Here is a 13,965-nt window from a genome sequence, read left to right on the forward strand (position 1 = left end):
CCCTCAGAAGGACCATTCCATGTCCAAGAAAAAGAACGCCAACAAGCCCGTCATCGTCAACGATGCCCTGCCGGTTGCAGCCGCCTCGGCGCCGCATATCGATATCGGGATCAAGGACACCGATCGCAAGCAGATCTCCGACGGTCTGGCCCGCTACATGGCTGACGCCTTCACCCTGTATCTGAAGACCCACAACTTCCACTGGAATGTCACCGGGTCGATGTTCAACTCGCTGCACACCATGTTCGAGACCCAGTACACCGAGCAGTGGGGCGCGCTGGACGAAGTGGCCGAGCGCATCCGCGCCCTGGGCTACAACGCGCCGGGCTCGTATCGCGAATTCGTCGCGCTGACCTCGATCCCGGAAGAACCGGGCCTGAGCGACAGCGCCGACTGGCGCGAAATGGTGCGCCAGCTGGTCAGCGGCAACGAAGCGGTCTGCCGCACCGCCCGCAAGGTGCTGGGCACCGCCGACGACGCCGGCGACGACCCGACCGTGGACCTGCTGACCCAGCGCCTGCAGACCCACGAAAAGTACGCCTGGATGCTGCGCTCGCTGCTGCAGTAAACCCTCGGGGCTTCGCCCCTTCGGGTTTGAGCCCCTCTCCCGCCGGGAGAGGGGTTGGGGTGAGGGTACGGCGGGAGCCAGGGTCGTTTCAGAGGCAGCGCCTACCTGAACTCTCCTGTGCCACGAGAACAACGCAACGCCGGACGCCTCTTCCAGATAGTGTTGGGCGCACACCAACGCATCGCGGCGTTCCCCGACCCGCCAGTCCGCAACACTGCAGGCATGACAGCCACCCGGGCTTGACCCGCACGGTATCCTAAGCGGATGTCTTCCCCCGCTCACGAACTGCTCAGCCGCGTCTTCGGTTACGACGACTTCCGCGGCCCGCAGCAGGCCATTGTCGAACACGTCGCTGCCGGCAACGACGCCCTGGTGCTGATGCCTACCGGCGGCGGCAAGTCGCTGTGCTACCAGGTGCCGGCACTGCTGCGCGATGGCATCGGCATCGTGGTCTCGCCGCTGATCGCGCTGATGCAGGATCAGGTCGAAGCCCTGCGCCAGCTCGGCGTGCGCGCCGAGTTCCTCAACTCCACGCTGGATGCAGAAAACGCACAGCGGGTGGAGCGTGCCTTGTTGTCCGGCGATCTGGACCTGCTCTACGTCGCACCGGAGCGCCTGCTGACCCAGCGCTTCCTGTCCTTGCTGGAACGCAGCCGCATCGCGCTGTTCGCCATCGACGAAGCGCACTGCGTATCGCAGTGGGGCCACGATTTCCGTCCTGAATACCGCCAGCTCACCGTGCTGCACGAGCGCTGGCCGCACATCCCGCGCATGGCGCTGACCGCCACCGCCGACCCGCCCACCCAGCGCGAAATCGCAGAGCGCCTGGATCTGGTCGAGGCGCGCCACTTCGTCAGCTCCTTCGACCGCCCCAACATCCGCTACACCGTGGTGCAGAAGGACAACGCGCGCAAACAGCTGCAGGAATTCCTCACCCGCCATCGTGGCTCGGCCGGCATTGTCTACGCGATGTCGCGGCGCAAGGTCGAAGAGACCGCCCAGCAGCTGTGCGCGCAGGGCTTCAATGCCCTGCCCTACCACGCCGGCCTGCCGGCCGAGGTCCGTGCCGAAAACCAGCGCCGTTTCCTGCGCGAGGACGGCATCATCATGGCTGCCACGATCGCGTTCGGCATGGGCATCGACAAGCCGGATGTGCGCTTCGTGGCGCACGTGGACCTGCCCAAGTCGCTGGAAGGCTATTACCAGGAAACCGGCCGCGCCGGCCGCGATGGCGACCCGGCCGAAGCCTGGCTCTGCTACGGCCTGGGCGATGTGGTGCTGCTCAAGCAGATGATCGAACAGGGCGAAGCGGCCGAGGAGCGCAAGCGCCTGGAGCGCGCCAAGCTCGACCACCTGCTGGGCTATTGCGAATCCATGCAATGCCGCCGCCAGGTGCTGCTGGCCGGCTTCGGCGAGACCTACCCCAAGCCCTGTGGCAACTGCGACAACTGCCTGACGCCCGCCGCCGCCTGGGACGCCACCGTTGCCTCGCAGAAGGCGCTCAGCTGCGTGTATCGCAGTGGCCAGCGCTTCGGCGTGGGCCATCTGATCGACATCCTGCGCGGCAGCGAGAACGAGCGCATCAAGCAGCTCGGCCATGACCAGCTGAGCACGTATGGCATTGGCCGCGATCTGGACGAACGCACCTGGCGCGGCGTGTTCCGCCAACTGGTGGCAGCCAGCCTGCTGGAGGTCGACAGCGAAGGCCATGGCGGCCTGCGCCTGACCGATGCCAGCCGTCAGGTGCTCAAGGGCGAGCGTCAGGTGATGATGCGGCGCGAGAACCCGGCCGCCGGGCGCGAGCGCAGCGCGCAGCGCACCGGACTGCCGGTGCAACCGCAGGACCTGGTGCTGTTCAATGCCCTGCGCGGCCTGCGCGCAGAACTGGCCAAGGAGCAGAACGTGCCGGCCTTCGTGATCTTCCACGACAGCACCCTGCGCAATATCGCCGAACAACGGCCTACCAGCATCGACGCACTGTCGCGCGTCGGTGGGATCGGCGGCGGCAAACTGGCGCGTTATGGCGCGCAACTGATCGAGATCGTGCGCGAACAGGGCTGATGCAACAGCGTGCGTCATTACGGTGGCGGCGCTGGCGCAAAAATCCACGGAATCGACAGCGCGCATTCAATCGGCCATTGCTAGTTTCACAAGGCGATCCAGCACGCGCTGTCAGTCCCTCTTGATGAGAGTCCACCCGATGAAACGCAGCCTGCTTTTCCTGGCCATTCTGTTTGCTGCCGGCAGCGCGCTTGCCCAGACTGGCGACGGAAGCGCCGAGCCCGCCAGTGCGCGCTCGCTGGACCTGAGCGTTCCACAGGCCCCGGTGCAGTATCGGTCCGACCCGGAATACAGCACCGACCCGCCGGGCACCTACTACGGCGACAAGAGCGGGCCACGGCCTGCCCTGGCGCGCCCGAGTGCGGCGTCAATCGCTGCCGAACGCGCCGAGCAATGCCAGGGCAAGCTGCATGGCGCTGTGGAGACCGGCATGGGCTACTCCAGTCGCGGCGGCAACAGCAACTGGCAGGCCGCCAATCTGAATTCCTGCAAGACCTATTACGACGATGGCGGCAAGGCGCACCAGATCGGCGTCAGCATCAGCGTCGGGCGCGGCGAAGGCCCGGTCTTCGGCCCACGTTACGCCCCCGGCGGCTATGGTCCGGGCCCGTTTGGCTGGTAACCATACGGCTCCGTCTGCGTTGACGAGGGGTTCACTGCCGCATCGCTGAGAATGTGGTCTGCCTTACGAGACGTGCTCATGTCACAGAACAAGGAACGGCCGGTTGTATTCGTTGTCGAGGACGGCGACGGCACCCGACAACTCAGCTGCCTTGTCCTGGAAAGCTATGGCTTTACCTGCCGCAGTGCCGGCTCGGTCGAGGAAGCGCTGACCCTGATCGAAAGCGACCCGCGCGTAGACGTGCTGTTCTCGGACATCCATTTTCCAGGCGGCCTGACCGGTGTGGACCTGGCGCTGAAGACGGCACATGCACCGTACAACCTGCCGGTGCTGCTGACATCCGGCCTGGCGGTGGAATATGTCGAGGAGATCCTGCCCGACGGCGTAGCCTTTCTCGAAAAGCCCTACACCCCCGAGCAATTGTTGACCGCGATCCGAAGCGTGATGGCCAAGCGCCGCGTGCTGGCGACGCCAAGCGCCTGACGCGTCAGGACCGGTTGGACCGCCGCCCACGCTTTCGGCATGAAGCCTCAACCGTCGCGCGGTGCGGCGGCGGCTGGAATTGAGCACGACACGCTGCGCCAGGGCTGCGCGGGCCACTGTAACCTGCCGATGACAGCTTCACTGCGGTCTGCCATGGCGGCGTACTGTCCAGATCGATTGCTTCGAACTCTGCCCCGCTTCGATCCTGCATAACCTGCAACGGTTGCGCCCGACGCCGACGTGGCGAGGAAAATCCATCGTAGGGATCGCCCCGATAGCCTGTCGGCGCCCTCCCGATTTACGTGACGCAGCTCGCATTTAAACTGCAGCAACCGGACGCGAGGCCTGTTGGGCCGCTCAACTCGCGAGGCGCCGAGCACGCCCCTGCCGGGACACTGCCATGGCAGTGCCAGCGCCATGTCGTCTTGCGACGGCGTCAGGCAACGCATGTCTGTCGCACGTGAGCGATGCACCGTCAGTCCCCATGCCAGCCAATGCAAGCAGCGTGCGGACGTTGTCCCTAACGCGCGCTTGATCCGGCGAGCATGCCGGCCCCTCGACTCATCTCTTGATCGTCTGTCGGACAGGCCGATCGCATCGATCCGCCGACTTGTCGCGCCGTGTGCAGCGCACCGACGCCTTACGCGGGCGATACGAGCAGATCTGCGCAGCCGCTGGACGAGCGGCGCCGACGCGCCTTGCGCAGTGCAGGCAATGGGTCATCCCGCATGCGTGATTGCATGCAGCGCTCCGTCACCATGGACGGATGGCCTCGATGGCGTGCGTCCAGCCTGCCACCGCGTCGCGCCAACGCACCGCGTCGATCTGCACCTGCAGCGTATTTCACGCTATCAAGCAGGCCGCTCGCTAGGCTAACGCCAGTGCAGTGCTTCGCTGCAGACGACTTTCAGGAGATCCTCATGGGCGACAATTCGTTTCTATCACCGGCTTTCGTCATCCTGGTGATCGGCATCATCGCCGTCGTGTTTTGGCTGGTGACCCGCGCCAAGAAAAAGCGCAACAAGAAGTAAGCGTTCGGATACCGGCCCGCAACGCATGCCGCCGTGCATGCAACGCGCGGCCGGTCAGGCATTAATCGGCGGGAGTCGGCCTTGGTCTGGCCACTTCCAGCACGGCAGCAGCGTCGCGGTTAGCGGCGACAACTTGTCTGCCGGCACGGCCAGCCTGTTGAAGCCGGCAACACGGCCGAGGCAGCGAACAGCGTCGACGCCGTCTGCGCAGACCGGATGCAACCTCCGCCGCGCTTGCTCAAAAGCGCTCGCCTGCAGGCAGATAGCGCCACTGGTCGATGGCCAGCTTGCCCAACGAAACACGCCCCACGCGCAGGCGGCGGATGCTCACCACCTCCAGCCCCACCTCGCCGCACATGAAACGCAGCTGGCCGGGCTGCACGTGCTTGATGGCAAAGCGCAGCCGCTCTTCGTTCTGCCAGCTCACCTTGCACGGCGGCAGGGTCCGTTGCTGATAGACCAACCCCTGCGCCAGCCTGGCCATGCCATAGGGACGCAAGGCGCCACGCACTTCCACCAGGAATTCCTGCTCGATCGCGCTGGCATCGGCACTCAACCTGCGCAGCACGCGACCGTCCTGAGTCAGCACCAGCAGACCGCTTGCCTCGTCCTCCAGCGGCAACGGCGCATTGAGGCGCAGGAAGTGGCGCCTGAGTACTCGCGTCGCGGAGTGGTCCAGCTCGCTACGCGACTGCGGGCTCGCCAAGGCCACCGCGGCGTCGGCACGCATGCCGGCCGGCTTGTGCAGCAGCAAGGTGGCAGGCTCCGCAGGTGCCAGCACAGCGTCGGCGGCCAAGTTCACCTGCTCCATCGTCGCCAACGCCTGCGGCTCTTCGACCACCACGCCATCCACACTGACCCAGCCGCCTTCGATGTACTGCTGCGCCTCGCCACGCGAGCAGCCGTAGCGCGCAGCCACGCATTTGTCGAGACGGATCGGATCGGACATCGGGCGAGCTCGGCACTAGGGCACGGCAGTGTAGGTGCTGGTTCCCCGGATGCGTGAGGTGCCGGTCTGCAGCGCCCGCCATGGCAATGGCGAACCCGTTCACGTTCCGCCCTTGCCTGTCTGGCGTGCACGCCATGCATGCTTCTTCCATGCACGCCAAAATGGGAAACTCGGCGCTCACACAGGAGATCGCAGATGTTCATCCAGTTCGGCACCACCCGGGTCCGCCTCAACCATATTTCCGTCATCAGCGATCCGTTCAACGCCGGCGAGAACTTCGGCTCATACTGCCACTCGGTACGGGTCGGCCTGATCTCCGGCGAAGAGGTCTTTGCACGCTTCAACAGCGAAGCCGGTGCACAGCAGCTCCACGCCGATGTGTTGAAGGCGCTGGAAGGCTGACCTGCCGTCACCACACCGCATCGCGCCGGCAAGCGCTGCATCAGCCCAGCGTCACGCTGCACGGCGCTGAGGGTTTCGCCCTGTCGCCGCAGCGCCGCATGCTGCTTGGTGAGTGCGTTCGCCTGCTGTTATGAGGCGCGTTGTGCAATGCAGCGCGATGTGACGCGCTTGTTGCCCGTGGCTACAACAACAAACTCTGTTCTGGGCCAGCAGCAAGCTGTCCATCGTTCTGCAGTTGGCACGCTACGGCCCATGCAAACACATCGAAAGTGCCCGCCGGATCAGGTGCTGTCAGGGCCGGCTGGACAGCTGTCGGGGAATGTCTTGCGCGGGGTGAATCCGCTCTAACTATTTTCAGAACGGAAGCTTTAGCTCTTCCAGATTCTGCCGCTAGCTGGGCAAGACGCCAGAGCGGACGCACCCCGCATCCGCCAGGCGAAGCTGCACTACCTGGATGTGGAAATGAACGATTATCTGCAACGCCTCAACGTCGGTCGTCGCCTGGGCGCGGCCTTCGGCATCCTGATCCTGCTCTCTGGCCTGCTCGTGGCCGCCGGCCTGATCACCATGTCCAACGCCCGCTATGAGCTGGACACCATCGTCAACAACAACATGGAGCGGATCCGACTTTCTTCCGACATGCTCGATGCCAATACCAATGTGGCCATCGGTCTGCGCGACATCGTGATGGTCTCCGGCGAGGCGGCCAACCGCCGCGCCATGCAGATGATCGAAGACAATCGCACGCGCTACCGCCAGGCCCACGATGCGTTGGCGGCCATGCCCAGCAACGCGCTGGAAAAGAACGCGCTCAAGCAGGTGCAGGACAAGCGCGACGTCTCGGTCAAATTCAACAACCAGATCCTGGACTACGGCATCCACGACCAGAATCAGCAGGCACAGGCGCTGTTGCAGGGCGCTGCCGCCACCGCAATGAACGAACAGCAGGCGGCCATTGGTGCCAATGCCGCGCTGGAACGACGCCTCAGCAAGGAGGCCTATGCAGTGGCGGTCGCATCGATGCATCGTGGCAAGGTCATCCTGGCAAGCGGCGGCATCGCGGCGCTGGTCATCAGCACCTTGCTGGCATGGCTGATCACCCGCAGCCTCACCATGCCACTGAGCCAGGCCACCCGCACTGCCGAAGCCATCGCCGCCGGCAACCTGCACAACGACGTCCACACCACCGCCAACGATGAAACCGGCCGTCTGCTGCAGGCGATGGACAAGATGCAGCTGCAGCTGCGCAACCTGATCACCGCACAGACCGACATGGCCAGGCGCCATGACGCCGGCCAGATCAGCTTCCGCATCGATGCCAGCGCATTTCCAGGCGACTACGGCCGCATGGCCAACGACACCAACCTGCTGGTGGCCTCGCACGTCGCCGTGCAGACCGACCTGGCACGCATCATGGGCCGCTACGCGGTGGGCGAGCTGTCCGAAGACATGCAGTCCTTGCCTGGCGAAAAAGCCGTGTTCAGCGACACCATGTCGCAGGTCAAACTCAACCTGTCGGCCATGAATCACGAGATCAAGCATCTGGCGCAGGCCGCGGCCAATGGCGACTTCAGCGCGCGCGGCGATGTCGAGCGTTTCCAGTTCGACTTCCGCATCATGGTCGAAAGCCTCAACCACCTGATGTCCACCGCAGACGGCAACCTGCAGTCCTTGTCGTCGCTGCTGCAGGCAATCGCCGCCGGCGACCTTACTGCACGCATGAGTGGCGAATTCCGCGGCGTCTTCGCGCAGATGCGTGACGATGCCAATGCCACCGCCAGCCAGCTGGCGCAGATCGTCGGTAACATTCAGCAATCGGCGGTGTCGATCAATGCGGCGGCCAGCGAGATCGCGGCAGGCAATCAGGATCTTTCGCAACGCACCGAGCAGCAGGCCGCAAACCTCGAAGAAACCGCTGCCTCGATGGAAGAGCTGACCTCCACGGTCAGACAGAACGCCGAGAGTGCGCGCCAAGCAAATCAGCTCGCCATCGGCGCCGCACGCGTGGCCTCGCAGGGCGGCGACGTGGTGGGCAAGGTCGTCGAGACCATGAGCGGCATCGAAGCCTCGTCCAAGAAGATTTCCGACATCATCTCCGTCATCGACGGCATCGCGTTCCAGACCAACATCCTGGCGTTGAACGCTGCGGTGGAAGCAGCACGTGCGGGTGAGCAAGGCCGTGGCTTTGCGGTGGTGGCATCGGAAGTCCGCACGCTGGCGCAGCGCTCCTCCGGCGCGGCCAAGCAGATCAAGGACCTGATCGACGATTCGGTGCAGCGCGTGGCCGAAGGCTCGGCGCTGGTGCACAGCGCCGGCAAGACCATGGGCGATGTGGTCGCAAGCGTGCAACGCGTGACCGACATCATGGGCGAGATTTCCGCAGCCTCGCAGGAACAGTCTGCCGGCATCGAGCAGGTCAACCAGACCATCACCCACATGGACGAAACCACGCAGCAAAATGCGGCGCTGGTGGAAGAAGCCACTGCCGCCGCGCGCGCCATGGAAGAACAGGCCGTCCAGCTTACCGATGCGGTGGCCATCTTCCGGATCGAAACAGCCGCAATACGACAGGCCGGCCCGCGCGCAGCCACACCGGTCGCGCAGCTGTTGAGCAAGGTCCGCAGCGCCTAGCGCCGCGGCGCTGCGTTGGCTTGCAGCGATGTCGGCGCTGGCCGACATCGCTGCACGCTGCGGGCGTCGACAACACACCGGTGTCCAAGCGCCTTTCCGTCTGCACTCGGCGCGTGATCGGGCGCAGACGCAACTGCCAGCGATGATGCGCTAGGAATGGGCTCACGCGCCGGCGCCTGAGTGCTCTGCTTCTTTACCGGGTCAGTGCGCGCACGGTCTTGACGTGCGTGCACGGCAACACGATCACCCGACTTTGACGCCCTGCTCCAGTAGCGACAACGCCTGTTGCAGGTCACGGAACTGGAACGGCTTCTGCAGCCCATGCCGGTGCCGGAACTTCTCCGGGATTCCGCTCTGCGCATAGCCGGTCACGAAGATATACGGCACGCCGCGCGCATCCAGTTCTTCTGCAATGGGAAACGACAGCGTTCCGCCCAGGTTGACGTCCAGCACCGCCAGATCCAGGTGGCCTTGCTGCACGACCGCCAGTGCCGTATCGACGTCACCGACGGTCGCTGCGACTTCGTAGCCCAGCTCGGCCAGACAATCTTCCAGCAGCATCGCAACCAGCGATTCGTCTTCGACCAGCAACACGCGCATGGTCACGGCTGCACCTCGGCAAGCTCGACCGGCAATGGGATCGACACGCGGAAGCACACGCCGGCAGGTTCGAACGACAGATCCACTTCGCCCTTGAGATCATGCTTCAAGCCGCGCTCCAACAGCCGCGAGCCGAAGCCCTTGCGCGTCGGCGGTTGCACGAGCGGCCCGCCGGACTCCTGCCAGACCAGCTCAAGCAGCGCCTGTCCATCGCGGACGTGGCGCTCCCACACGATCCGAACCGCACCATCGGACGAGGACAGCGCACCGTACTTCAGCGCGTTGGTGCACAGCTCGTGCAGCGCCATCGACAATGCCAGTGCGCGCCGCGGATCGAGACGGCAGGACTCGCCCTGCAGGGTGAAGCGCTGGCTGTCGCGCGATTCGTAGAGCGTCGCCGCATCGCGGGTGAGTTCCAGAATATCGGCACTGACCCAGTTTTCCCGCGTCAGCGTATCGTGCGCACGCGACAGCGCCAGCAGGCGCGCATCGATCTTCTCCTGTGCATCGGCCAGGCTGTCGGCATTGTTGAATGACTGCCGCGCCAGCGACTGCACCATCACCAGCGAATTCTTGACCCGATGGTTGAGCTCGTTGATCAACAGCTGCAGGTGTTGCTCGTGCTGCTTGTGTTCGGTGATGTCGCGCGTGGCGCCGGCAATGGCCTCCACTTCTCCATCTGGCCCGAAGACCGGCGTAAAGATGTAATCGTAGATCCGCAATCCCTTGACCGCATGCGGAAATGGCACTTCGCCACGCAGCGGCTGGCCGGTTGCGATGACGCGCTCGATTTCTTCATCGTGCATCGCGGCATGCCAGGGCTCATACCCGATCTCCAGGCAGGTCTTTCCGCATGCCTCTTCCCAGCGCATGCCCCACATCGTCAGCAATGCCTGATTGGCGTAGACGAAACGGTGCTGGGTGTCGAACACATATAAAAGGTCCGGCGTTGCCTGCAACAAGGCCTCGTAGATACGAGACTTTGCGGCGTCTTCCTGGTGCTCGGCCATTTACGTCGTGGTCCTGAAGTTGGACGGCACAATAATGGGATTGCCGTGAACGCACGATCATGCCTATATCTGCGTCAGAGTGGGCCGACGTACCAAGCCTTATCCTGACTAATATGCTTTTATCGTTATACCAATGCAGTTCGCCCTGAATAAGCGGACTCAACAAATCGATCTGGTCCATGCGACGCGGCATCTGTGCGCGACACCCTGCAGCGATATGACGCCTTGTCGCACCGTGCGCGCAACCTCGCTCAGCCTTCGATACCAGATACGCGACATGCGCGAGTTTGACCCAAAGCATGTGGCCAACGCGGCATTGCTTCATCAACACGACCCGATCCACGCCGGGGGCGCTCCGGGTGGTCACTCAACTTGCCGACTCGCCGACCGCATTCGCCCATTTCATCGAATGCAATTACCCGGGCCACCCTGTCTTTTCTGCCTCAAACAAATCCTAGCGACAGATAGGGGTTGCCATACGCGAATCAGCGAGGCGCCGTTCTTCGCGACATCGTTGCGCCGGACTAATCGCATCGCCCGCATGCAGCCTTCAGCGTGAGATGTCGATTGGGCTCGGCCGGCGACCGCCGCTCTGGCGCCACCGAAGCAGCCGTGTTCTGAATGCGCGAATAACCCACTATCCAAGGCAAAGCCATCGTCATATGAGCGACTTATCCGCGCCGTAGCCTCGCGCCCGGATTCAGTGTCTCCACCCACTCAGCAGTGGTCGCCCAGATGAAAACATGCGCTTGGTCGTCTAGAAACGTCTTTCAGAACGCCATCCTGTTCGGCGTCTTGATGTCCGCTACGTTGGCCACCGCGGCCTCTGCGACATCGTTGCATACCGTCTCCCGTACCGATCAGATGAGGTCATTCAAAACCGGCGGGCCGAGCAGATCCGAAGTCTTCCATCAGCAATGGGCAGAAGGCGCAGCGCAATGCCGTGAGTCCTTTCCACAGACCACCTCGGTGCAGCTGGGCCGGGTCGACACCCGCGCGATCAATGCAAGGACGTTCCAGGTCACCGGAAGGTGGATCTGCAGGGGCTGATTGTTTGGCAGTCGGCTGCCACGCCCGTCGAGCTGATGCATGCCCCGGTGTCCCTGGCGCTTGTGCTGTGCCTGCAGACGCGGCGCAGCGCAGCGGCCGTCGCGCACCCGTCCAGTGAGTGTCAGCGCGCGTGGGGCTGCGGCACATCGAATCACATGACCTGCAAGCACGGCCCTATCGGCAATCGGCGTCGGGCGCCACGCATGCCACGACCGTGGCCAGCGTTTTCCGCGAAACCAGCACGCCCGGCATCTACGCCGCGGGCGATCTTGCAAGTCCCGCGATGGCCTCGGTCACCCTGGCAGTCGATGTTGGTGTAAGCCCGAGCCCTGGCACGTGCGCCATCCACGCAACACGCTTCCTGCAGTCGCGCAGCGCGACGTGGCTTTCTGCTTCTCCTACAAAGCCACGGATCAAACTGAGGCGCAGCTTGATCGGGAACATCGTTGACGCATCGGCCTTCCCAACCTTGTATCAGTGGCAGAGCCACCCCGGCGCAACGATTGGCCATGGCGTTGCTCCGCTCGCTTCATCGCGGAGCCGCCTTGCGGCAAGATTTCGCGGGGCACAAAAAAGGCGCCCAAGGCGCCTTTCAAGCTGGTGATTCGATTGGTGGGCCGTGATGGATTCGAACCATCGACCAAAAGATTAAAAGTCTTCTGCTCTACCGACTGAGCTAACGGCCCATTGCCCGACTGTGCGTCGGGGTGCGCATTCTACCCTACACCGGCGTCAAGACGAAATCGCGTAGTGCGTGGGATCCTGAACTCCCGCGTCGGCGAAGCCGGCTGCGCGTAGCCGGCAGGCGTCGCAGTGGCCGCAGGCACGTCCGTCGGCATCGGCGCGGTAGCAGGACACGGTCAGCCCGAAATCCACGCCCAGGCGCACGCCTTCGCGCACGATGTCGGCCTTGCTGAGGAACTGCAGCGGGGCGTGGACGCGCAAGCCTGCACCTTCCACGCCGGCCTTGGTGGCCAGATTGGCGAGCACTTCGAAGGCGCGGACGAACTCGGGCCGGCAGTCCGGATAGCCGGAGTAGTCCACGGCATTGACCCCGCAGAACAGGTCGTTGGCACCCACCACTTCGGCCCAGCCAAGCGCCAGCGACAGCATGATGGTATTGCGTGCGGGCACGTAGGTGACCGGAATCCCCTCGCCGCCTGCATCGGGCACCTCGATGTCGTCGGTCAGCGCCGAGCCGCCGATGCTGCGCAGGTCCACATCGACCACCTTGTGCGCCGCCACGCCCTGCGCCGCCGCCACCCGTGCGGCCGCATCCAGCTCGGAGGTATGGCGCTGACCGTAGCGCACGCTCAGCGCGTAGACGACAAAGCCCTGCTCCTGCGCGAGCGCAATGACGGCGGCAGAATCCATGCCTCCGGACAACAACACGACAGCTTTTTTCATGACCAATCAGACGATGACAACAGAAAGGGAAGGCTAGCAGGCTCGGTCCGCGATGGGTTAACGCAGCCGATGGCGCCGACGAGGTTTGACCGTCTGGTCGATGACGCGGCCCCATCCCGTCGCGACCATCCAGACGCATTGAACCGACTGGTAGCGACAACGCTTGCCGCGCGATCCCGCGCCCAGGCAGGAGTGCAGCGGCATCGAGAGGCAACGCCATGGCCAGCAGCCAGAAGGCTCGGTAGACGGCGCGCCGATCCAGCGAGCGTCGCGCCGACGCGGCAGATGCTGTCCGCCACCTCGCAAAGGACAGACCTGCACACGCCATGATCCGCGGCGGTCATGCGGACCCGATCATCCGGACCCAAGAACCATGTGAACGTGAGGATCAGGAACCGACGCTCCCGACCCTCGCCGCGTGATCGGGCATCAGCGCCCCGGCTCGTCGTTCCAGAGAATCTTGTGCAACTGCATCTGGAAGCGCACCGGCACCCGATCGGCCACGATCCAGTCGGCCAGCTGGCGTGGCGTCACCTCGCTCTTGCTGGGCGAAAACCACACCGTGCAGCGGCGATCCAGCGCATGGGCCGCCACGATCTCGCGCGACCAATCGTAGTCGGCGCGGCTGCAGATCACGAACTTGATCTGGTCGCGCGCCGTCAGCAATGCCAGGTTGTCCCAGCGGTTGCGATGCGACTCACCGGATGCCGGCGTCTTGATGTCGACCACCCGCGAAACGCGCGCATCGACCTCGGACACATCCAGCGCACCGGAGGTTTCCAGCGAAACATCAAAGCCGGCATCGCAGAGCTTCTGCAGCAGCACCAGGCAGCGCTTCTGCGCCAGCGGCTCTCCCCCGGTGACGCAGACGTGGCGAACGCCGTGGCTTGCAACGTCGGCAACGATCGCGTCGATGTCATGCCACTGCCCGCCATGGAAGGCGTAGGCCGTGTCGCAATACTGGCAGCGCAACGGACAGCCGGTCAGGCGTACGAACACGGTCGGCCAACCAGCCGTCTCGGCTTCGCCCTGCAGGGACAGGAAGATTTCGGTGATCTTCAATCGCGGCAATGGCGATTGGACGATCTCGCTGGGGACGGCGGCGGCGTTCATGGGCAAGGTATGCGCCGCGCCAACCGGCGACGACGCGC

At 64.2% G+C, this 13,965-nt stretch carries 11 protein-coding genes and 1 tRNA gene; 6 read left to right on the plus strand and 6 right to left on the minus strand.

Annotated elements, in window-relative coordinates:
- The first annotated feature begins 19 nt into the window (after positions 1–19).
- From ABQZ09_RS04360 to ABQZ09_RS04375, 4 genes are all read left to right on the plus strand, one after another.
- On the plus strand, positions 20–568 hold the full coding sequence (locus ABQZ09_RS04360; RefSeq protein WP_039410975.1) for a Dps family protein: 549 nt from the start codon (positions 20–22) through the stop codon (positions 566–568).
- 264 nt (positions 569–832) lie between these two features.
- A complete protein-coding gene (gene recQ / locus ABQZ09_RS04365) occupies positions 833–2,629 on the plus strand; it encodes a DNA helicase RecQ (RefSeq protein WP_166751983.1) in 1,797 nt (598 codons plus the stop codon).
- Between the two features lie 139 nt (positions 2,630–2,768).
- The gene (locus ABQZ09_RS04370; RefSeq protein ID WP_349776201.1) at positions 2,769–3,251 is read left to right on the plus strand and encodes a hypothetical protein; all 483 of its coding nucleotides are present in this window, start codon (positions 2,769–2,771) and stop codon (positions 3,249–3,251) included.
- Positions 3,252–3,329: 78 nt separating this feature from the next.
- Positions 3,330–3,734 carry a response regulator gene (locus ABQZ09_RS04375; protein ID WP_039410969.1) on the plus strand — a complete coding sequence of 135 codons (405 nt, stop codon included), beginning with the start codon at positions 3,330–3,332 and terminating at the stop codon, positions 3,732–3,734.
- A gap of 1,269 nt (positions 3,735–5,003) precedes the next feature.
- On the opposite strand, the gene ABQZ09_RS04380 is transcribed toward ABQZ09_RS04375, so the two are convergent.
- On the minus strand, positions 5,004–5,714 hold the full coding sequence (locus ABQZ09_RS04380) for an rRNA pseudouridine synthase (protein WP_349776202.1): 711 nt from the start codon (positions 5,712–5,714) through the stop codon (positions 5,004–5,006).
- Between the two features lie 195 nt (positions 5,715–5,909).
- On the opposite strand from ABQZ09_RS04380, the gene ABQZ09_RS04385 reads away from it, so the two are divergent.
- Together ABQZ09_RS04385 and ABQZ09_RS04390 are read left to right on the plus strand one after the other, a co-directional pair.
- Positions 5,910–6,116 carry a hypothetical protein gene (locus ABQZ09_RS04385; protein ID WP_039410964.1) on the plus strand — a complete coding sequence of 69 codons (207 nt, stop codon included), beginning with the start codon at positions 5,910–5,912 and terminating at the stop codon, positions 6,114–6,116.
- 462 nt (positions 6,117–6,578) lie between these two features.
- The gene (locus ABQZ09_RS04390; RefSeq protein ID WP_349776203.1) at positions 6,579–8,747 is read left to right on the plus strand and encodes a methyl-accepting chemotaxis protein; all 2,169 of its coding nucleotides are present in this window, start codon (positions 6,579–6,581) and stop codon (positions 8,745–8,747) included.
- Positions 8,748–8,990: 243 nt separating this feature from the next.
- Here the strand turns inward: ABQZ09_RS04390 and ABQZ09_RS04395 are convergent, their stop codons facing one another.
- The 5 genes from ABQZ09_RS04395 to queE form a co-directional block, all read right to left on the minus strand.
- Complete coding sequence (locus ABQZ09_RS04395; RefSeq protein ID WP_039410960.1) at positions 8,991–9,353, minus strand: response regulator; 363 nt, start codon at positions 9,351–9,353, stop codon at positions 8,991–8,993.
- On the minus strand, positions 9,350–10,357 hold the full coding sequence (locus ABQZ09_RS04400) for a sensor histidine kinase (protein WP_228314219.1): 1,008 nt from the start codon (positions 10,355–10,357) through the stop codon (positions 9,350–9,352). Before ABQZ09_RS04400 ends, ABQZ09_RS04395 begins: the two co-directional genes overlap by 4 nt.
- A 1,660-nt stretch (positions 10,358–12,017) precedes the next feature.
- Positions 12,018–12,093 (minus strand) — tRNA-Lys (locus ABQZ09_RS04405).
- A 46-nt stretch (positions 12,094–12,139) separates the two neighbouring features.
- On the minus strand, positions 12,140–12,814 hold the full coding sequence (queC, locus tag ABQZ09_RS04410; RefSeq protein WP_349776204.1) for a 7-cyano-7-deazaguanine synthase QueC: 675 nt from the start codon (positions 12,812–12,814) through the stop codon (positions 12,140–12,142).
- Between the two features lie 429 nt (positions 12,815–13,243).
- The gene (gene queE, locus ABQZ09_RS04415) at positions 13,244–13,927 is read right to left on the minus strand and encodes a 7-carboxy-7-deazaguanine synthase QueE (protein ID WP_228314221.1); all 684 of its coding nucleotides are present in this window, start codon (positions 13,925–13,927) and stop codon (positions 13,244–13,246) included.
- Between the last annotated feature and the right edge of the window lie 38 nt (positions 13,928–13,965).

The sequence above is a fragment of the Xanthomonas sp. WHRI 6106 genome, assembly GCF_040202405.1.
In the GTDB taxonomy this organism is placed as follows: domain Bacteria; phylum Pseudomonadota; class Gammaproteobacteria; order Xanthomonadales; family Xanthomonadaceae; genus Xanthomonas; species Xanthomonas cannabis.

Bases quoted from the DNA above. Each gene is read 5' to 3' on its own strand.
- ABQZ09_RS04360 (WP_039410975.1), top strand. From the start codon at position 20: ATGTCCAAGAAAAAGAACGCCAACAAGCCCGTCATCGTCAACGATGCC.
- recQ (WP_166751983.1), top strand. From the start codon at position 833: ATGTCTTCCCCCGCTCACGAACTGCTCAGCCGCGTCTTCGGTTACGAC.
- ABQZ09_RS04370 (WP_349776201.1), top strand. From the start codon at position 2,769: ATGAAACGCAGCCTGCTTTTCCTGGCCATTCTGTTTGCTGCCGGCAGC.
- ABQZ09_RS04375 (WP_039410969.1), top strand. From the start codon at position 3,330: ATGTCACAGAACAAGGAACGGCCGGTTGTATTCGTTGTCGAGGACGGC.
- ABQZ09_RS04380 (WP_349776202.1), bottom strand. From the start codon at position 5,714: ATGTCCGATCCGATCCGTCTCGACAAATGCGTGGCTGCGCGCTACGGC.
- ABQZ09_RS04385 (WP_039410964.1), top strand. From the start codon at position 5,910: ATGTTCATCCAGTTCGGCACCACCCGGGTCCGCCTCAACCATATTTCC.
- ABQZ09_RS04390 (WP_349776203.1), top strand. From the start codon at position 6,579: ATGAACGATTATCTGCAACGCCTCAACGTCGGTCGTCGCCTGGGCGCG.
- ABQZ09_RS04400 (WP_228314219.1), bottom strand. From the start codon at position 10,357: ATGGCCGAGCACCAGGAAGACGCCGCAAAGTCTCGTATCTACGAGGCC.
- queC (WP_349776204.1), bottom strand. From the start codon at position 12,814: ATGAAAAAAGCTGTCGTGTTGTTGTCCGGAGGCATGGATTCTGCCGCC.
- queE (WP_228314221.1), bottom strand. From the start codon at position 13,927: ATGAACGCCGCCGCCGTCCCCAGCGAGATCGTCCAATCGCCATTGCCG.